The organism is Micromonospora lupini str. Lupac 08 (assembly GCF_000297395.2).
Lineage (GTDB): Bacteria > Actinomycetota > Actinomycetes > Mycobacteriales > Micromonosporaceae > Micromonospora > Micromonospora lupini.
In genome coordinates this window covers 2,430,713-2,448,000 of record NZ_HF570108.1, presented here as the reverse complement: position 1 = coordinate 2,448,000, position 17,288 = coordinate 2,430,713, and the positions used below count along the sequence as shown (strand labels likewise).

Below are 17,288 nucleotides of genomic sequence, written 5' to 3'. Positions count from 1 at the left end.
GCACTGGCGGGAACGCGGTCGGCTGACGAGGGAGGATGCTCATGACCTCAGCTTCGGGGCCGGCCGCCGCATGGCGGTCCGGCACACAGAGTGGCGACGTGCTTCCGTCCGGGCCGGCAGGCCGCCTGTCGACGCCGGCCGGGGACGGACACGGGCCGCAGGGCGGCCCCCCCACCGTGACGATCGGCTCGTATCCGGACTATCCGTCCGCCCAGAAGGTCGTCGACTACCTGGCCGACAACCGCTTCCCCGTGGAGCACAGCGCCATCGTCGGCACGAACCTCACGCTTGTGGAGACGGTGCTCGGGCGGATGACCACCGGCCGCGCCGCCCTGCTCGGCGCCGGCACCGGCGCCTGGTTCGGGCTCTTCATCGGGCTGCTGTTCGGCATCTTCACCGTCGGCAACTGGCTGGCGGTGATCCTGGTCGGCCTGGTCATCGGTGCGATCTGGGGCGCCGTGTTCGGCGCGGTCGCGCACGCGATGACCGGCGGGCAACGCGACTTCACCTCGGCCAGCTCGCTGCGCGCCGGCCAGTACGCGGTGACAGTCGACGCGCAGCTCGCCGACAAGGCCCGGCAGCTGCTGGGCCGGATGCAGGTGCCCGGCTCGACGCCGGCGAACACCCGCTGAGCCACCGGCACGACCGGCCGTCACGCACGTGCGACCATCGGCACGACCGGCCGTCCCGGCAGTCCGCCGGGGCGGCCGGTCAGCCGTGGTACGCCAGTTCGCCGGCGGCCAACGGCACCTCGACCCGGTTCTCCGGCGGCGCGAGGGGGCAGGCCCAGCGGTCGTCGTACGCGCAGCTCGGGTTGTAGAGGTAGTTGGCGTCCAGCCGGACCCGGTCGCCGGGCAGCAGCTCGACGCCCCGGCCGAAAGTGCCCTTCACCGTGTCGGTGAGGTACCGCCCCCCGCCGTAGGTCTCCCTCCCGCAGGTGCCGTCGCGCAGCGGCACGAACAGCCCTCCCCCGTACGCCTCGATCCACCACAGCGTCAGCGGCCCCCACGGCGTCTCGGCCACCGCGACCCGCCGGTACGCGACGACCCCGTCCGGGCCGCCGGTGTCCACCCGCAGCTCGCCGGTGGCCGGCCGCAGCGGCGCCTCGACCACGGCCTCGGGGTTGGGCGGGAAGTACCGCACACCGGCGAAGCCGGGCCGCTCGGCCGGCGGAATCGGGCTCTGCGGGTGCGTGGCGAAGAGTTCGTCGCGGCCGGCGCGGAAGCCGGCCAGGTCGACGTCGGACAGGTACAGCCGGGCGACCCGCTCCCGCCAGTCGGCCAGCTCAAGATCGGTCAGCATCCGGCGGACTCCTGATCGACTGACAACTCTCCGGACCGCAGGGGCCTGCCGCACGCCTGGCAACGGACTTCCGCGACGAACACCTCACCGCACACATCGTGGATGAAGTCGACAGTGGGCACGTCGGCGTCGCTGTAGGTGTCACCCCAACGCTTGAGCACGAGGATCACCTGCCCGAGATCCCGGCCCTTCTGCGTGAGCTCGTACCCCGCGACCTTGCCCTCCTCGGTCGATCGCGCCCGCAGAATGCCGGCCTCGGCGAGCTTCCGCAGCCGGGCGGCGAGGACGTCCCGGGGAGCGCCGACCGCTCGCAGGATCTCGGTGTACCGGGAGGCACCGAAGGCGAGCGCTCGCACGATGTGCAGCGACCACCTGTCGTTGACTGCGTCGAGCGCCACAGCGAGAGTGTCCCGCGATGGTTTGGATTTCAAACCATCGGTGCTACGGTTCGTCTGGTTGGACATTCAAACCACACTACCCGAGGAAGCACCCATGACGTCGCCAACCGCTCCACCCGCCGAGGCGGAAACGCCCGTCGGCACGCAACGCCGAGCCTGGATCTCGCTCGTGCTCACCGGGCTGATCATCGGCACGGCGTTCATCGCCGTCTATGTCGGGCTGCAACGCGATCCCGCGCCGAGCCGCCTGCCGATCGCGGTGGTCGGCGACGAGCTGGCCACTACCGCCCATCGAGGGTTCGGCGATGCCGTCGCCGTTACGCCGGTCGCCAGCGTGGATGCCGGAAAGGCCCTGGTCCACGACGGCGACAGCGTCGCGGTGCTCAGCGGGACCTCCCCCGGCACACTGACGCTCGACTACGCAGGCGCGAGCGGGTTCAGTGAGAGCGGCGCCGCCCGGCAACTCGTGGCTGGTCTCGGCAGGCAGGCTCACATGACCGTCCAGGAGAACGACATCGTGCCGCTGGCGAGCTACGACAGCCGTGGGCTGTCCGCCTTCTACGTGGTGTTCGGGGTCACTCTCTCGTCGTTCGTCCTCGCGCAGGGGCTCACCGCGGCCGCCACGTTGGTACGCCTGCGTCACCGACTTTGGGCGATGGGCGGATTCGCGGTCGTGATCGGCGTGGTCGCGGCCACTGTCGCCGGCCCGGTCTACGGCTCACTGACGGCACCGTTCCCGCTGCTCGCCCTGTCGCTCATCCTGCTGTCGGCCGCCAGCGCCTTCACGACCAAGGCCCTCGGGGCCTGGCTCGGCCCGATCGGCATCGCGCTCGCCGTGCTCACCCTCACCACCATCGGCAACGCGACGAGCGGAGCGACCATCGGCGTCGACCTGCTGCCGGGATGGGCACAAGCGATCTCGGCGAAGCTCCCTCCGGGCGCGGCCGTACGCGCGGTCAACAACTTCGGCTACTTCAACGGCTCCCACACGCTGGCGCCCCTCGGCGTCCTCGCCGCCTGGTTCCTGGCGGGGCTGGGCCTCGTCCTGCTCCGACAGCGGACCGCGCAGCGACGCCCGCTCGCCGCAGAGGCCGGACGATGACCGCCCGGGTCAGCCCGTATCTCAGCTTCGACGGCAACGCCCGCGAGGCGATGGGGTTCTACCAGTCGGTGTTCGGCGGCAGCCTCCAGATCACCACGTTCGGCGATCTGCACGGACCCACCGACGCGGCGACCGACAGCCTGGTCGCGCACGTGGTGCTCAGGGGTGCGTCCGGGATCGTGTTGATGGGCTCGGACCGGACGCCGGGCGACCACGGTGCCGGTGGCACGCAGTCGATCACGTTGGGCGGTGATGACGAAACGGAACTCACCGGGTACTGGAAGCGGCTCTGCGCGGACGGCGCCGTCACCGTCCCGTTCGCGCGATCGCCCTGGGGCGCCCGGTACGGCAGGTGCACCGACAGGTTCGGAACCGACTGGCTGGTGAACGTCGCGTCGCCCTCGACGCCCTGACCTGGGGCGGCGTCGCAGTGCGGTGCGGGCCGGGCAAGCAGGGCAGTGCAGCCCTGCCCGCCCGGCCGTCACCGCGACGGCCAGTTGCTCAGGACGGCGTCGAGAGCGTCGAGGGCGCGGGCCCAGGATTCGTCGGTCGGACGCGGCGTGTGGCGGAACCCGCCGGTCCGCTCCAGGCTCACGAAGCCGTGGAACGTGCTGTGCATCATCCGGACGGCGTCGGTCTGGTCCGGCTCGGAGAGCCGGTAGCCGCGCAGGATCGCCCGGGTCATCTCGGCGTGCCGGATGCCGGCGCTGGCGGCGGCCGTCTCCGGGTCGAGGTCGATCTGCATGGCGGCATAGCGGCCCGGGTGCCGGCGCGCGTAGTCCCGGTACGCGTTGGCGAAGGCGACGAGCGCGTCCTTGCCGGCCCGGCCGGCGAGCGCCTCGGCGACCCGGTCGGCCAGCTCGGCGAGGGCCAGCAGGGCGATCCTGACCCGCAGGTCGTGGGCGTTGCGCAGGTGGAAGTACAGGCTGGCGTCCTTGACCCCGAACTGCCGCGCGAGCGCCGCGACGGTGACGTTCTCGACGCCCACCTCGTCGGCCAGGTCGGCGGCCGCCTGGGTCAGTCGTTCGGCGGTGAGCCCCGCACGTGCCACTCCACACACCCCAAATCTAGTCTTGGTAATCGTTTGCCTAGGAGAGCTAGGCTACTACCTATGTTGGTCCTCACCGAATCCGTCATCCGCGCGTCCTTCGTCAACCTCACACAGGGCGAGACCAAGCGGCTGGCCGTACCGAATGATCTTGAATTTCGCCCCTGGGACGACCTCGACTTCCTCGGCTGGCGGGACCCCGCCGCGCCGCAGCGGGCGTACCTGGTCGCCGAGGCCGAGGACGGGCTCGTCGGCGTCGCGCTGCGGGTCGCGCCCCAGCAGACCGGGCGGGTCCGGCGCAGCATGTGCTCGTTCTGCCTGACCACCCACACCGGCGACGGCGTCTCGTTGATGACGGCGCGCAAGGCCGGCCCGGACGGTCGGCAGGGCAACACCGTGGGCGCGTACGTCTGCTCCGACCTCGCCTGCTCGCTCTACCTGCGAGGCAAGAAGGCCGCCGGGCGGCGGCTCGACGAGACCATCACCCTGGCCGAGAAGATCGACCGCACCAGCGGCCATCTCGCCGCGTTCCTGCGCAGGGTCACCGAGTAACGGGTCCAGTCGGCCGGCCCGCCCCACGTCTGGGGCAGCTCTACAGGCGCTCGCGGGGGCACTGAAGGCCCGCCGGCTCAGCGGTCGGTGGCCAGGCGGGCGTGCAGGTGGTCGTCGTAGCGGCGGCCGTCGCCGTACCGGTACGACTCGCGCAACGTCCCCTCGGCAAGGTAGCCGGCCCGGTCGGCGACCCGGCAGGACGCCGGATTGGCCACCGCGTGGCACAGCTCCACCCGGTGCAGCCGCAGGTCGCCGAAGGCCCAGTCGGTGAGCCGGAGGACGGCCCGCGTGGCCACCCCGCGCCCGCGTGCCGCCGGCATCGTCCAGTAGCCGATGGAGGCGTCGCCGTGGTGGATGTGGTGCAGCGACACCGAGCCGAGCAGTTTCCCCTCGGCGGCGTCGACAACGGCCAGGGAGGCGTGGTCGCCGCCCGACCAGTCGCCCCGGCGGCGCACCCAGAGCAGGGCGGCCTGGTCGTCGATCGGGCCGCCGCCCTGGGGGTTCCACTGGGCGATGGCGGGGTCGTTCAGGGCGTCGCGCACCGCCGGGGCGTCCGCCTCCCGCCAGGGGCGCAGGCGCAGGTCGGCGGCGGCGAGTTCCACGTGTTCCACGAGGCCGGAGTCTGGCACACACCACACCGGCGCCGCCTCCCGAATTTCCCGAGCTTCCTTCAAAGCTGGAAGAACCAAGCAGACAACGGGACAGACGTGATGCACACGACTCTCAGCAGCACTAGTTAAATTTTTAACTAGTGCTAGTGTCATGGACGTGACAGAGAGCCTGGACAGCACCCGAGCGGCCGCCTGGCGCGCCTACATCGAGGCCAGCCAGCGCCTGTTCACCCAGCTGGAAGACGACCTGCGCGCCGACAGCGACCTCAGCTTCGCCGACTACCACGTGCTGGTCCTGCTCTCCGAGGCACCGGGGCAACGACTGCGGATGGGCGAGCTGGCCGGCCGGCTGGTCTTCTCACCCAGCCGCCTCACGTACCAGATCTCCTCCATGCAGCGGCGCGGACTGGTCAGCAAGGAGGCCTGCCCGGACGACCGACGCGGCAGCGAGGCCGTGCTCACCGCCGCCGGGCTGCTCACCCTGTCCGAAGCCGCACCCCACCATCTGGCGTCGGTGCGTACCCACCTGATGGACGACCTCGACGACGCCGAGGTCGCCTGCCTCACCCGGGTCTTCGACCGGCTCGGCACCCGCCTGCGGGCGGCCCGGACCACGTCGAGCCATGCCACGAGTTAAGGAGCCTCCCGATGCCCGCGATCACCGTTGACAACGTCCTCGTCCTGCCCCGCCTGCCCAAGCTCGACGAGTCCACCACCTTCCGCAAGGTTCGCACGGTGACCACCGCGCCCAGCGGCTTCGAGGGGGAGGGCTTCCCCGTCCGCCGGGCCTTCGCCGGGGTGTCGACGGCCGACCTGGACCCGTTCATCCACCTCGACCAGATGGGCGAGGTGGACTACGCGCCGGGCGAGCCCAAGGGCACCCCGTGGCACCCGCACCGCGGCTTCGAGACCGTCACGTACATCATCGACGGCATCTTCGACCACCAGGACTCCCAGGGCGGCGGCGGGACCATCACCGACGGCGACACCCAGTGGATGACGGCCGGCAGCGGCCTCCTGCACATCGAGGCCCCGCCGGAGCACCTCGTGGTCAGCGGCGGGCTCTTCCACGGCACGCAGCTCTGGGTCAACCTGCCCCGCTCGGCCAAGATGAACCCGCCCCGCTACCAGGACATCCGCGGCGGCGAGTCGGCGCTGCTCACCACGCCGGACGGCGGCGCGCTGGTCCGGGTGATCGCCGGTGAGATCGCCGGGCACCGCGGCCCGGGGTCGACCTTCACGCCGATCACCATCACCCACGTCACCGTGCAGCCGGGCGCTGAGGTCGACCTGCCGTGGCAGCCCGAGTTCAACGCCCTGGTGTACGTGCTGGGCGGGCGCGGCACCGTCGGCGTCGAGCGTCGGCCGGTGCGCACCGGTCAGCTCGCGGTGCACGGTCCGGGCGACGCGCTGCGCTTCGCCGCGGACGCCGCGCAGGACGGCAACACCCCGGCGCTGGACCTCTACATCATGGGTGGTCAGCCCATCCGGGAGCCGGTGGCGCAGTACGGCCCGTTCGTGATGAACACCCGCGACGAGCTGCTCCAGGCGTTCGAGGACTTCAAGGCCGGCCGACTCGGCGTCATCCCCACCGAGCGGGTGCCGCACACCGACGGCCAGGGCCCGCGCCCCTGACCCCGGTCGACCGCTGAGATCGGTGCCGGCGCCCCCGTTCGTCAGGGGGTGCCGGCACCGATCTCAGGAGACCGCGAAAATCCCGGCGACGCCCAGAATCACCATCAGCAACACCGCTACCAGCGCACCCCGTTCGCTCTCCACCGCCGGCTCGCGGTACTCGGTCACGGGATTCGTTGTGTCGCGGGGCATGGTGTGGCCTCCTCGGCTGTTGTCGCGTCGTCTGTCGCACGTGGCGCTGGCGTCATCCAGGTCACCGGTCGGCCGACCTGGCATGCGGACCCGCGTCCGGGGTCCTACCGTGAGGACGTTGTCGACCTCCGGGGGGCTGGACGTGCCGTTACAGGACTGGTTCCTCACCGCGCAGGAACGCGCCAACCCGGTCTCTGGGTTACCCGTCTGGACCACCGGAAACCTCGCCGAGCCGTTGATTCACGGCGCGGCGTACTTCGACCGGCTGGTCGACGAGGTGGAGGCGCTGACCGCCGGCGACCACCTCTTCTTCACCGACTGGCGGGGCGACCCGGACCAGCGACTGCGCCCGGACGGCCCCACGGTGTCCCAGCTCTTCGCCCAGGCGGCGCAGCGCGGCGTGGTGGTCAAGGGGCTGATCTGGCGCTCACACCTGGACGCGCTGGCCTACAGCGAGGCGGAGAACCGCAACCTCAGCGAGACGGTCTCCGCGGCCGGCGGCGAGGTGCTGCTCGACCAGCGGGTCCGCCGTGGCGGCTCGCACCACCAGAAGCTGGTGGTGCTGCGGCACCCGGGCAACCCGGAGCGGGACATCGCGTTCGCCGGCGGGATCGACCTGTGCCACAGCCGCCGCGACGACGCCGCGCACGGCGGCGACCCACAGCCGGTGCAGATGTCCGGCCGGTACGGCTCGAATCCGCCCTGGCACGACGTGCAGCTCGCGCTGCGCGGCCCGGTCGTCGGCGCGCTGGACACGGTGTTCCGGGAGCGCTGGACCGACCCGATGCCGCTGGACTCGGAGAACCCGATGGCGTACGCGCGGGACCGACTGCGCGGCGCTGACCTGCGGCCGGACCCGCTGCCCGAGCAGCCCGCCGACCCGCCCGAGTGCGGGCCGCACCAGATCCAGGTGCTGCGCACCTACCCCGCCGTCCGACCGCGCTACTCCTTCGCGCCCGACGGCGAGCGGACCGTGGCCCGGGGCTACACCAAGGCGGTCCACCGCGCGCGCCGACTCATCTACCTGGAGGACCAGTACCTCTGGTCGACCGAGGTGGCCAACCTGTTCGCCCAGGCGCTGCGGGAGAATCCCGAGCTGCACCTGGTCGCCGTGGTGCCCCGGCACCCGGACGTGGACGGCCGGCTCGCCCTGCCACCCAACATGGTCGGCCGTGAGCAGGCGCTGTCGCTGTGCGAGCGTGCCGCGCCGGACCGGGTGCACGTGTTCGACGTGGAGAACCACGCCGGCACCCCGGTGTACGTACACGCGAAGGTCTGCGTGGTCGACGACGTCTGGGCCAGCGTCGGCAGCGACAACTTCAACCGCCGCTCCTGGACGCACGACAGCGAGCTGTCCTGCGCGGTGCTCGACGACACGCGCGACGAGCGGACGCCCACCGACCCGGCGGGCCGGGGCGACGGGGCGCGGACCTTCGCCCGGGACCTGCGGCTGCGGCTCTGGCGCGAGCACCTGGACCGGGACCCGGACGGCGCGGACGACGCCGACCTGCTCGACCCGGCGGACGCCGTCGCGGCCGTCACGGCCGCTGCCGACGCGCTGCAACTGTGGTACGACGGCGGCCAGGTCGGTGACCGCCCGCCGGGCCGGTTGCGCCCGCACCGCCCCGAGCGGCTGCCCTGGTACACCCGCGCCTGGGCGTCGCCGGTGTACCGGCTGGTCTACGACCCCGACGGCAGGCCGCTGCGCGCGAGGCTGGCCGGCACCTGGTGAACCGGCCGGGCCGGCTCGGGCAGGCCGGCCGCGCCCGGGTGCACGGTGAGCCCGCCCGGGTAGGCGAACGAGGAGCGCGGCGAGAAGTAGCCGAACCCGATGGTCAGCGGGTTGGCGGGGCGCAGCGCGTACATGGGGTGCCGGGGTTGCAGGAACTCCACCGACTCGATCTCGAACGGCGCGACCGGCTCGGCCACGAACGGGTAGACCGAGCTGAGCAGTTGGCCGTCGCGGGAGGTGAAGTAGCGGTGGTGCCCGCTGCTGATCACGTGGCCGGTCTCCCCCACCCGACACCTGGCGCGGATCAGCGGCGTCCCCTCCGCCTCGGTCTCGGAGAGCAGCGCCTCGCCGCTCACGTCGATCCTGGTCCGGCCGGCGAGCGCCGGGGCGCCCCGCGCGGTGGCGTACTCGCGGACCAGCCGGCTGGAGGCCACGTAGTGGGTCCACCAGCCGCCCGGGTTGAGCCCGCCCGGCGCGTCGACGCCAGCGAGTGAGACGCCGAGGTACGTCAGCGAGTAGGCGCCGAAGCCGGAGGTCTGCGTCTCGTCCTCGACCACGTACTGGTTGAGGAACACCTGCCTGTCGGCACGGGGACGCAGCCCGGTGGGGACCAGGGCGGCGACCGCGTCCGGGTCCGCCGGCAACCAGCTGAAGTAGAGCGTGCGACTGTTCACGACGAGCTGGGGAGCGGCTGGATCGAGCATGGTGCCTCCGAACCGGGTGTCTACCCCGCGACGCTACGGCGGGTCCCGCCGACGGGACAACGACGGATAGTCGACACTGCTGCCCGATTGTCGGATTTCATGTTGACCGGTCGGCGGAGGGTGGCACACCGACCGGTCGGGCCGAACGGGATGACCGGGTGCCGCAGGATTGCCCGGCAAACGGGTAAGAGACCTCACAACCTGCTCGATCGCCGCCGGCTTTGGGGCGTTTTGTCACTCGACACACCTTAAGTACATCAACCTTTCGGCTAGATTTCCGGGAGCTGATCAGGTTAAGGTGAGTCCCGAACGGCTCATTCGAAGCTAAACCAAAGCGTCACGTCTTTTTGTCCGCGGACGAGGTGCAGGGAGGACCACCCATGACCGCGCCAACGATCACCGAGCAGGCGAGCACCACGGCTGCCGAGCAGACGAGCACCACCAAGCTGGACCCGCGGGCGCTCACCGACAGCGCCGCAGACCTGCTCAACGCCATGGCCGCGCTGCCCGCCAACCACCCGTCGCGCGCCGCGCTGCGCGACCGGGCGATCGAGGCCTGGCTGCCGCTGGCCAACCACCTCGCCCACCGCTACAGCGGGCGGGGCGAGCCGACCGACGACCTGGCGCAGACCGCCGCCGTCGGCCTCATCAAGGCCATCGACAAGTTCGACCCGTCCCGCGGCGTCGACTTCGCCGGCTACGCGATCCCCACCATCATCGGCGAGCTCAAGCGGCACTTCCGCGACCGCACCTGGGACATCCGGGTGCCGCGTCGCCTCCAGGAGCTGCGGCTGGCGATCTCCGACGCCAACAGCTCGCTGCTGCAGACCCTCGGCCGCTCGCCGACGGTCGCCGACATCGCCGCCCACCTCAAGCTCACCGAGGAAGAGGTCCTGGAGGGCCTGGAGGGCGCCCGCGCGTACAACGCGGTGTCGCTGTCCACCCCGACCGGCGACGGCGACCGGGCCACCGAGCTGGGTGACATGCTCGGCGGCGAGGACAACGAGTTCGAGCTGGCCGAGCTGCGGGTCGCCCTCGGCCCCGCGCTTGCCACGCTCGACGAGCGGGAGCAGAAGATCCTCACCCTGCGGTTCTACGGCAACCTGACCCAGTCGCAGATCGCCGACCAGATCGGCGTCTCGCAGATGCACGTCTCCCGGCTACTGGCCCGGGCGCTGACCAAGCTGCGCGGCCAGCTCGACGGCACCTACTGAGGGGCTGCCCTGGGCACCACACGATGAGGGGCCGGGTCAGCGTTGCCCCGGCCCCTCATCGTGTGTCGAAACGGTCGATCGGCGCACCGGCCGGGTCGCTCCCTGCGGGGACGCGGCCCGGCCGGTCCCGTCAGCGGCCGGCGGGCTCCCGCCACATCGGCCAGAACGGCGTGCCGTCGGGCACCCGGAACGGCTCGCCGGCCCGGTAGCCGTGCCGTGCGTACAGGTCCCGGCTGCGCGGGCTGCTCGCCTCCAGGTAGGCCGGCATCCCGTTGGCGTCCAGCCAGGCGTGGTGGTGCCTCATCAGCGCGGTGCCCAACCCCTGCCCCTGCCGTCCCGGCTGCACGGCCAGGAAGGCCATGTGGTGATGGTCCGGATGCGGGTGGTTCGCCGCGAACAACTCGTCGAGATGCTGGAACCGGTCGGTCCACTCGCCACAGGCGGCGGCGAGCCGAGCGTCGTAGTCGGGCGGCGGCGGGGCCGGCTCACCGACCGACGGGAACCAGACCGCGACACCGGCCCGGTCCGCGGTGGCGTGCACGAACCCGTGCCGCATCGCGTGGTCGACCAGGATCTCGAAGTCCCCGGCCAGGACTGCCTCGCGCTTGCTCGCGTCGGGCACCAGCCAGTAGGTCACCTCCAGGGCCGTGAACGCCTCCGCGATCCGGTTGGCGACGAGTGTCGTGTCCTCCGGCCCGAGCTGTTCGATCGTCACGCTCATCGGGACACCTCCGCACCGGCCGGCGTCGGCGCCTGTTGCTCCGCCGTCCGCACGGCCGCCGCGGCGCTCGCCGCGCCGAGACCGATCCGGGCGTACGTGTCCGGACGGTTGTTGCGCAGCAGCAGCGCCCAGGCGACGCCCAGCGCGGCCGCTACCGGGTAGACGGCGGGCAGTGCCCAGCGCAGGTGGGAGTCGGGTGCGACGCCGAGCAGGTCGGCGAAGTTCGACACGGCCAACCAGATGATCACGACGAGCGCGATGGTGGCCAGGCCGGGCGCGATGGCCCGCCGCCAGAGGGTCTCGCCGCCGTGGCGGACGAAGTAGGCGATCACCGCCACCGAGGTGGTGGCGATCAGCAGCAGCACGCCGAATCCGCCGGTGGTGCCGCCCCAGAAGAAGAGCTGGACCACCGGGTCCCAGCCGTTGACTGTGTAGAGCAGGATGACCAGCAGGCCGAGGACGCTCTGGGCCAGCGACGCGGCCCGGGGCGAACCGGTCCGCGGCGAGGTCTGCCCGAACACCGCCGGCAGCACCCGCTCCCGGCCCAGTGCGAAGGTGTAGCGGGCCGTGGTGTTGTGGAACGAGATCATCGCGGCGAGCACCGAGGTCAGGAAGAGCACCTGCCCGATGGTGACCGCGGTGTCGCCGAGCTGGGCGGCGGCCAGGTTGAAGATCAGCCCGACGCTCTGCTCGCCGGCCTCGGCGACGATCTTGTCCGGCCCGACGGCGACGGTCATGGTCCAGGACGAGAGCGCGTACAGCCCGGCGATGATCGCCACCGAGAGGTACGTCGCCAGCGGCACCGTCCGCTTCGGGTCCTTGCTCTCCTCGCTGAACACCACCGCGGACTCGAAGCCGACGAACCCGAGGATGGCCAGCACCAGCACTGCGCCCACCCCCGGCACGAAGAGGTTGTCCGGCGACAGGGCGGCGAAGCTCACCTGACCGTCGGCCGGGTTGCCGAGCTGACCCAGGTCGAAGACGAGGATCACCACGATCTCGGCGACCAGCAGCGCGGCGAGCACCAGGCCGTTGATGTCGACACGCAGCAGGCCGAGCAGCCCGACCAGCGCCCACGCCACCAGGGCGACGATCGACCAGTGCGGGTGTCCGCCGAAGATCCGGTCGAGCACCGGCTCGGCCGCGACGCCGATGGTGCCGTACAGCCCGACCTGGAGCGCGTTGTACGCGATGAGCGCCACCCAGGCGGCGCCGACGCCGGCCGGACGGCCGATGCCGCGTGAGATGTAGGCGTAGAAGGCGCCCGCGTTCTCGACCCGGCGGGACATCGCCACGTAGCCGACCGAGAACAGGGCCAGCACCGCGGCGACCACCAGGAAGGCCAGCGGGATGCCGGTCACGCCGATGACGCCGTAGCCGGTGGTGACGACGCCGGCCACCACGGTCAGCGGCGCGGCTGCGGACAGAACGAAGAAGATGACCGAGGGGACGCCGAGGCGACCCCTCGCGAGGGCTTCGGAGACGTTGCTGGGTCGGTCGACTGTCGATGTCGATGGCATACGACTACTCCGGTTGTCGAGGGGAGGGGTTGGGGTTACCGGGGGGATCAGGGAATGCCGCGCAGCACGGCTGCGCCGACGGCGGCCTCGGTGTGCCCGACAAGCTCCTTCAAGGGCGCCGGCAGCGCGGGGATGAGAACGTTGAGCCGGTGGTGGGCGCGGGGGCCGGCGCTCCACAGCACCTCGCGGGTCAGCCCGGCGGCCACGACCAGGCCGAGCAGCAGCGCGTCCGGCACGCTCGGCGGGTCGGGGCGGTCCAGCAGTGCCCGCAGCCGGGTGGCCGGCCAGGCCACGGCGTTGAGGTCGATCGGGAGATAGCTCACCGAGGTGCGGAGCAGCCGCCGGCTCTCCTGGCGGCGCAGCACGCCGGCCCGGGCGAGCCGCTCGCCCACCGAGGTCGTCGCGCTCTGCGCCAGGAAGCTGAGCCACACGTTGACCGCCCGGTGCTGGGACTCGCCGATCAACTGGTCGAGCACTGTGTGCGCCAGCGCGTCGGCGGGTGGGCGTCGGTCGATGACGCTGACCTGTCCACCCGAGACGGTGATGTGCCCGTAGAGGGTCAGCTCGCCGAGGAGCCCGGCGGCCAGGCCGAGACCGGTCGCCGCCGGATGAAGCTTGGCCTTGCCGCGGGTGTCGTTGTGGGCGATGAGGAAGAACTCGTCGGCGATGAGCAAACGGTCCTCCCGCTCGGGTGTGTCCACTGTGTTCGCGACCCGGAAAAGGATGCACCGACAGCTACTGCAACGCAACTCCCAGATTTGATAGTTGCACTCCGTGCTGGCGCGACCTGCGGATCTTGTCGTGACAGACTCGGACGGTGACCGCCGCTTCCACCATCCGGCCCGCCGCCAGCCCCACCGTGCGCCGTCGGCGCATCGCTCGCGAGCTCCGTCAGCTCCGGGAACGGGCGGGCATGACCCTCGACGTGGCCGCCCGCCAGCTCGACATGTCCAAGAGCAACCTGTCCCGGATCGAGACCGCGCAGATCGGCATCAAACCCCGCGACGTCCGGGCGGCGCTCGCGCTCTACCAGGTGACCGGCGCGGACGCCGAGGCGCTTATCGAGATCGCCCGGGGCGCGCAGCAGCGCGGCTGGTGGCAGAACTACAGCGACGTGCTGCCGGAGTGGTTCGAGTTCTACGTCGGACTGGAGGCCGAGGCGGCGGCGCTGCGCACGTACGAGGCCGAGTCGGTGCCCGGACTGCTGCAGACCGAGGCGTACGCCCGGGCGATCTTCCGCCGCACGGCAGGCGAGGACGGCCTGGAGCGCAAGGTCGCGGCGCGGCTGCGCCGCCAGGAGGTGCTGCGCCGCGACGAGCCCGTGCAGTTGTCGGTGGTGCTCAACGAGGCAGTGCTGTTGCGCCCGGTCGGCGGCCCCACCGTGATGGCCGAGCAACTGGTCCACATGAACCAGATCGCCCAGTTACCCAACGTGACAATTCAGGTACTGCCGTTCGCGGCCGGCGAGCACCCGGCGATGACCACCCCGTACGTGATCCTCAACTTCGCCGACGCCGCCGACGCGTCCGTCGTTTACCTGGATAACCTCACGATGGGGCTGGCTCTGGAAGATGCCGATCATGTGCTCGGGTATAGCCTTCTGCACGAGGAGCTGTGCCGGATGGCACTCGATCCGGGGGCGTCGCTGACCCACCTCAAGGAGGCTTCTCGTAACTTTGCGTGACCGCGTCTGCGGCACGCCGACGCAGACGAGAGGTACCACGGATGACGGCGCTCGACCTGACCCGGGCCGACTGGCGCACCAGCACGCGCAGCAGCGGCAACGGCAACTGCGTGGAGGTCGCGACAGTCGACGGTCGGATCGCCGTCCGGGACAGCAAGGATCGCTCCGGCCCGGCGCTCGCGTTCGGCCCGGCCGCCTGGCGTTCGTTCCTGCACGGTCTCGCCGAGGTCCGTCGCGGCTGAGTCTCCCCCACCGGTGCGAGACTGGGCCGTGCTCTCCGACGTAACCCTGGACCTGCCGGTCCGTCCGGCGTTGCCGGCGCTGCTGACCGCGCTCGACGCGGCCGGCGCCGCGGTCCTGGTGGCCCCGCCGGGCACCGGCAAGACCACTCTCGCGCCGTTGGCGGTGGCCGACCGGGTCGACGGCCGGGTGGTGATCGCCCAACCCCGCCGGGTGGCGGCGCGCGCCGCGGCGCGGCGGATGGCCGAGTTGCTCGGCGAGCGCGTCGGCGACCGGGTCGGCTACGCCGTACGCGGCGAGCGTCGGGTGGGCCCGGCCACCCGGATCGAGGTGGTCACCACCGGCCTGCTCGTCCGTCGGCTGCACCACGACCCGGAGCTGCCCGGCACGGGTGCGGTGCTGCTCGACGAGTGCCACGAGCGGCAGCTCGACGCCGACCTCGCGCTGGCGTTCACGGTGGAGGCCCGGGCCACCCTCCGGCCGGACCTGTGGCTGCTCGCGATGTCCGCCACGCCGGACACCGACCGGTTCGCCGCCCTGCTCGGCGGGACCGCCGCCGCCCCGGTGGTCCGGGCCGAGTCGGCGCTGCACCCGGTACGGCGGATCTGGGCACCACCGGCGCGGCCGGTCGCGCCGCCGGGGGCCGGGCCGGTGGACCGCGCCCTGCTCGACCACGTGGTCGCCACGGTCCGTCGGGCGCTGCGCGAGCACGACGGCGACGTGCTCGTCTTCCTGCCCGGGGCCGGTGAGATCGCCGGGGTCGCCGGACGGCTCGGCGACCTGCGCGACACCGTCGACCTGCTGCCGTTGCACGGCCGCCAGCGCGGCGCCGAGCAGGACGCGGCTCTGCGGCCCGGCGTCGCGGACGGCCGGCGGCGCGTGGTGCTGTCGACCGCGCTTGCCGAGACGAGCCTCACCGTGCCGGGCGTGCGGGTGGTGGTGGACGCCGGACTGTCCCGGGTGCCCCGCATCGATCTGGCCCGTGGGCTGGGCGCGCTGATCACCGTGCCGGTCTCCCGGGCCGCCGCCACCCAGCGGGCCGGCCGGGCCGGCCGGGAGGCCCCCGGGTACGTCTACCGCTGCTGGTCCGAGGCGACCCACGAGCGGCTGCCCGCCCGAGGAGAGCCGGAGATCGCTACGGCCGACCTGACCGGGTTCGCGCTGGAGCTGGCCGCCTGGGGGCGCCCCGACGGCGTCGGGCTGGCGCTTCCCGATCCGCCGCCGGCCGCGGCGATGGCGGTGGCCCGGGACACCCTCGAGACGCTTGGCGCGGTCGACGGGACGGGCCGGATCACCGGGCGAGGTCGGCTGATCGCCTCCGCCGGGGCGCACCCCCGGCTGGCCCGGGCGCTGCTCGACGGCGCCGGCCGGGTCGGCGCGGACCGCGCCGCCGAGGTGGTGGCCCTGCTCGCCGAGGAGAGCGCGGCCGGCCCGGGTGACGACCTGGTGGCCGGCTGGCGTCGGCTGCGCGCCGGAACCGACGCGGGCGCCACGGCCCGCTGGCGCACCGAGGTACGCCGGTTGCGCGCCGTGCTGCCGGCCGACCCGACCGGCCGCACGGCGAGCGGACGGACGGGCTCCACGCCCGGGGCTGCCGCCGTCTCCGCCGGCCGGGAGGCCGGTGGGCGCGCCGCCTCGGGCGGACTCACCGACGATCTCGCCGCCGGGCTGCTCGTCGGTCTCGCGTACCCGGAGCGGCTGGCCCGGGTGCGACGGCCCGGCGGGTCCGCGTACCTCATGACGGGTGGGACCGCCGCGGAGCTGACGGCCGGGTCGGGGCTGGCCGGCTCCGACTGGCTCGCGGTGGCCGTCGCGGACCGCCGCCCCGGCGCGCCGTCGGCGCGGATCCGCCGGGCCACCCCGCTTGACGAGGCGACCGCCCGGGAGGCGGCGGGCCCGCTGCTGTCCACGCGCCGCGAGGTGGGCTGGTCCGACGGGGACGTGGTGGCCCGGGAGGTGACCCGGCTGGGCGCGATCGAGCTGGTGGCGCGGCGGTTGGACCGCCCGGACCGGGCGGAGGTGGCGGCGGCGCTGCTGACCGGCCTGCGCCAGGAGGGGCTGGGGCTGCTGCCGTGGACGCCTGCGGCACGGGGGCTGCGCGAGCGGATGGCGTTCTGCCGGCACCACCTCGACGCCGAGTGGCCCGACGTCGGCGACGAGGCGCTGCTCGCGGCCGCGCCGACGTGGCTGGGGCCGGAGCTGGCCGCCGCCCGGCGACGGGCCGACCTGAACCGGGTGGACGTGACCTCGGCGCTGCGGCGGCTGCTGCCGTGGGCCCAGGCCGCCCGCCTCGACGAGCTGGCGCCGGAACGCATCGAGGTGCCCAGCGGTTCGCGGGTCCGGGTGGACTACGCCGACCCGGCGGCGCCGGTGCTGGCGGTCAAGCTCCAGGAGACGTTCGGCTGGCCGGCGGCTCCGCGCATCGCCGGCGGCCGGGTGCCCGTGCTGCTGCACCTGCTCTCCCCCGCCGGCCGGCCGATGGCCGTCACCGCGGATCTCGCGTCGTTCTGGCGTACCGGCTATCCGCAGGTCCGCTCGGAGCTGCGCGGCCGCTATCCCCGGCATCCGTGGCCGGAGGACCCGGGCACGGCGACGCCCACCCGGCGGGCCGCGCCGCGTCGACGCTGAGGAGG

At 72.7% G+C, this 17,288-nt stretch carries 19 protein-coding genes; 11 read left to right on the top strand and 8 right to left on the bottom strand.

Annotated features, from left to right (window positions below; all coding sequences use genetic code 11):
* The first annotated feature begins 41 nt into the window (after positions 1-41).
* The gene (locus tag MILUP08_RS12330) at positions 42-632 is read left to right on the top strand and encodes a YflT domain-containing protein (protein ID WP_007458048.1); all 591 of its coding nucleotides are present in this window, start codon (positions 42-44) and stop codon (positions 630-632) included.
* A 79-nt stretch (positions 633-711) separates the two neighbouring features.
* Here the strand turns inward: MILUP08_RS12330 and MILUP08_RS12325 are convergent, their stop codons facing one another.
* Positions 712-1,299: a DUF1684 domain-containing protein gene (locus MILUP08_RS12325; RefSeq protein WP_039907849.1), complete on the bottom strand. Its 588-nt coding sequence runs from the start codon at positions 1,297-1,299 to the stop codon at positions 712-714.
* Positions 1,296-1,700 (bottom strand): winged helix-turn-helix transcriptional regulator, encoded by a 405-nt coding sequence (locus MILUP08_RS12320; RefSeq protein ID WP_007458044.1) that lies wholly within the window; start codon positions 1,698-1,700, stop codon positions 1,296-1,298. The genes MILUP08_RS12325 and MILUP08_RS12320 overlap by 4 nt, the downstream gene beginning before the upstream one ends.
* Positions 1,701-1,794: 94 nt before the next feature.
* Between MILUP08_RS12320 and MILUP08_RS12315 the strand changes: the two genes are divergently transcribed.
* Both MILUP08_RS12315 and MILUP08_RS12310 read left to right on the top strand, forming a co-directional pair.
* Positions 1,795-2,802, top strand: coding sequence for a hypothetical protein (locus MILUP08_RS12315; RefSeq protein ID WP_007458042.1), 1,008 nt, complete (start codon positions 1,795-1,797; stop codon positions 2,800-2,802).
* A complete protein-coding gene (locus MILUP08_RS12310) occupies positions 2,799-3,215 on the top strand; it encodes a VOC family protein (protein WP_007458040.1) in 417 nt (138 codons plus the stop codon). Before MILUP08_RS12315 ends, MILUP08_RS12310 begins: the two co-directional genes overlap by 4 nt.
* A 68-nt stretch (positions 3,216-3,283) precedes the next feature.
* On the opposite strand, the gene MILUP08_RS12305 is transcribed toward MILUP08_RS12310, so the two are convergent.
* Positions 3,284-3,853, bottom strand: coding sequence for a TetR/AcrR family transcriptional regulator (locus MILUP08_RS12305; protein ID WP_007458038.1), 570 nt, complete (start codon positions 3,851-3,853; stop codon positions 3,284-3,286).
* A gap of 60 nt (positions 3,854-3,913) precedes the next feature.
* Between MILUP08_RS12305 and MILUP08_RS12300 the strand changes: the two genes are divergently transcribed.
* Entirely contained in the window at positions 3,914-4,402 is a 489-nt protein-coding gene (locus MILUP08_RS12300) for an FBP domain-containing protein (protein ID WP_007458036.1), read from the top strand.
* Positions 4,403-4,479: 77 nt separating this feature from the next.
* Here MILUP08_RS12300 and MILUP08_RS12295 read toward each other — a convergent pair whose 3' ends face one another.
* The gene (locus tag MILUP08_RS12295; RefSeq protein ID WP_039907846.1) at positions 4,480-5,013 is read right to left on the bottom strand and encodes a GNAT family N-acetyltransferase; all 534 of its coding nucleotides are present in this window, start codon (positions 5,011-5,013) and stop codon (positions 4,480-4,482) included.
* Positions 5,014-5,170: 157 nt separating this feature from the next.
* Here MILUP08_RS12295 and MILUP08_RS12290 point away from each other — a divergent pair, with 157 nt between their 5' ends.
* The 3 genes from MILUP08_RS12290 (at position 5,171) to MILUP08_RS12280 (ending at position 8,572) form a co-directional block, all read left to right on the top strand.
* Positions 5,171-5,650, top strand: a complete 480-nt coding sequence (locus tag MILUP08_RS12290) for a MarR family winged helix-turn-helix transcriptional regulator (protein WP_039905871.1) — start codon at positions 5,171-5,173, stop codon at positions 5,648-5,650.
* An 11-nt stretch (positions 5,651-5,661) separates the two neighbouring features.
* Positions 5,662-6,648, top strand: coding sequence for a pirin family protein (locus MILUP08_RS12285; protein WP_007458030.1), 987 nt, complete (start codon positions 5,662-5,664; stop codon positions 6,646-6,648).
* Between the two features lie 334 nt (positions 6,649-6,982).
* Positions 6,983-8,572, top strand: coding sequence for a phospholipase D family protein (locus tag MILUP08_RS12280; protein WP_039905868.1), 1,590 nt, complete (start codon positions 6,983-6,985; stop codon positions 8,570-8,572).
* Here the strand turns inward: MILUP08_RS12280 and MILUP08_RS12275 are convergent.
* Complete coding sequence (locus MILUP08_RS12275) at positions 8,521-9,276, bottom strand: hypothetical protein (protein WP_007458026.1); 756 nt, start codon at positions 9,274-9,276, stop codon at positions 8,521-8,523. The genes MILUP08_RS12280 and MILUP08_RS12275 overlap by 52 nt on opposite strands.
* A 380-nt stretch (positions 9,277-9,656) precedes the next feature.
* On the opposite strand from MILUP08_RS12275, the gene MILUP08_RS12270 reads away from it, so the two are divergent.
* Positions 9,657-10,490 (top strand): SigB/SigF/SigG family RNA polymerase sigma factor, encoded by an 834-nt coding sequence (locus tag MILUP08_RS12270; protein ID WP_007458025.1) that lies wholly within the window; start codon positions 9,657-9,659, stop codon positions 10,488-10,490.
* Positions 10,491-10,620: 130 nt separating this feature from the next.
* Here the strand turns inward: MILUP08_RS12270 and MILUP08_RS12265 are convergent, their stop codons facing one another.
* From MILUP08_RS12265 to MILUP08_RS12255, 3 genes are read right to left on the bottom strand one after another with little or no spacing between them, the layout of a single operon-like run.
* Positions 10,621-11,211, bottom strand: a complete 591-nt coding sequence (locus tag MILUP08_RS12265) for a GNAT family N-acetyltransferase (protein ID WP_007458023.1) — start codon at positions 11,209-11,211, stop codon at positions 10,621-10,623.
* Entirely contained in the window at positions 11,208-12,731 is a 1,524-nt protein-coding gene (locus MILUP08_RS12260) for an APC family permease (RefSeq protein WP_007458021.1), read from the bottom strand. The genes MILUP08_RS12265 and MILUP08_RS12260 overlap by 4 nt, the downstream gene beginning before the upstream one ends.
* A gap of 47 nt (positions 12,732-12,778) precedes the next feature.
* A complete protein-coding gene (locus MILUP08_RS12255; RefSeq protein ID WP_039907842.1) occupies positions 12,779-13,405 on the bottom strand; it encodes a GOLPH3/VPS74 family protein in 627 nt (208 codons plus the stop codon).
* A 185-nt stretch (positions 13,406-13,590) separates the two neighbouring features.
* Between MILUP08_RS12255 and MILUP08_RS12250 the strand changes: the two genes are divergently transcribed.
* The 3 genes from MILUP08_RS12250 to hrpB are packed head-to-tail and all read left to right on the top strand — an operon-like array spanning position 13,591 to position 17,283.
* Positions 13,591-14,415 (top strand): helix-turn-helix domain-containing protein, encoded by an 825-nt coding sequence (locus MILUP08_RS12250; protein ID WP_420329270.1) that lies wholly within the window; start codon positions 13,591-13,593, stop codon positions 14,413-14,415.
* Positions 14,416-14,456: 41 nt separating this feature from the next.
* Complete coding sequence (locus MILUP08_RS12245) at positions 14,457-14,657, top strand: DUF397 domain-containing protein (protein ID WP_007458015.1); 201 nt, start codon at positions 14,457-14,459, stop codon at positions 14,655-14,657.
* A 28-nt stretch (positions 14,658-14,685) separates the two neighbouring features.
* Entirely contained in the window at positions 14,686-17,283 is a 2,598-nt protein-coding gene (hrpB, locus tag MILUP08_RS12240; RefSeq protein WP_039907837.1) for an ATP-dependent helicase HrpB, read from the top strand.
* Positions 17,284-17,288 lie beyond the last annotated feature (5 nt).

What these genes read in the sequence shown, in the direction of transcription:
- MILUP08_RS12330 (WP_007458048.1), top strand. Translation starts at nt 42, where the DNA reads ATGACCTCAGCTTCGGGGCCGGCCGCCGCATGGCGGTCCGGCACACAG.
- MILUP08_RS12315 (WP_007458042.1), top strand. Translation starts at nt 1,795, where the DNA reads ATGACGTCGCCAACCGCTCCACCCGCCGAGGCGGAAACGCCCGTCGGC.
- MILUP08_RS12310 (WP_007458040.1), top strand. Translation starts at nt 2,799, where the DNA reads ATGACCGCCCGGGTCAGCCCGTATCTCAGCTTCGACGGCAACGCCCGC.
- MILUP08_RS12300 (WP_007458036.1), top strand. Translation starts at nt 3,914, where the DNA reads ATGTTGGTCCTCACCGAATCCGTCATCCGCGCGTCCTTCGTCAACCTC.
- MILUP08_RS12285 (WP_007458030.1), top strand. Translation starts at nt 5,662, where the DNA reads ATGCCCGCGATCACCGTTGACAACGTCCTCGTCCTGCCCCGCCTGCCC.
- MILUP08_RS12275 (WP_007458026.1), bottom strand. Translation starts at nt 9,276, where the DNA reads ATGCTCGATCCAGCCGCTCCCCAGCTCGTCGTGAACAGTCGCACGCTC.
- MILUP08_RS12270 (WP_007458025.1), top strand. Translation starts at nt 9,657, where the DNA reads ATGACCGCGCCAACGATCACCGAGCAGGCGAGCACCACGGCTGCCGAG.
- MILUP08_RS12265 (WP_007458023.1), bottom strand. Translation starts at nt 11,211, where the DNA reads ATGAGCGTGACGATCGAACAGCTCGGGCCGGAGGACACGACACTCGTC.
- MILUP08_RS12260 (WP_007458021.1), bottom strand. Translation starts at nt 12,731, where the DNA reads ATGCCATCGACATCGACAGTCGACCGACCCAGCAACGTCTCCGAAGCC.
- MILUP08_RS12245 (WP_007458015.1), top strand. Translation starts at nt 14,457, where the DNA reads ATGACGGCGCTCGACCTGACCCGGGCCGACTGGCGCACCAGCACGCGC.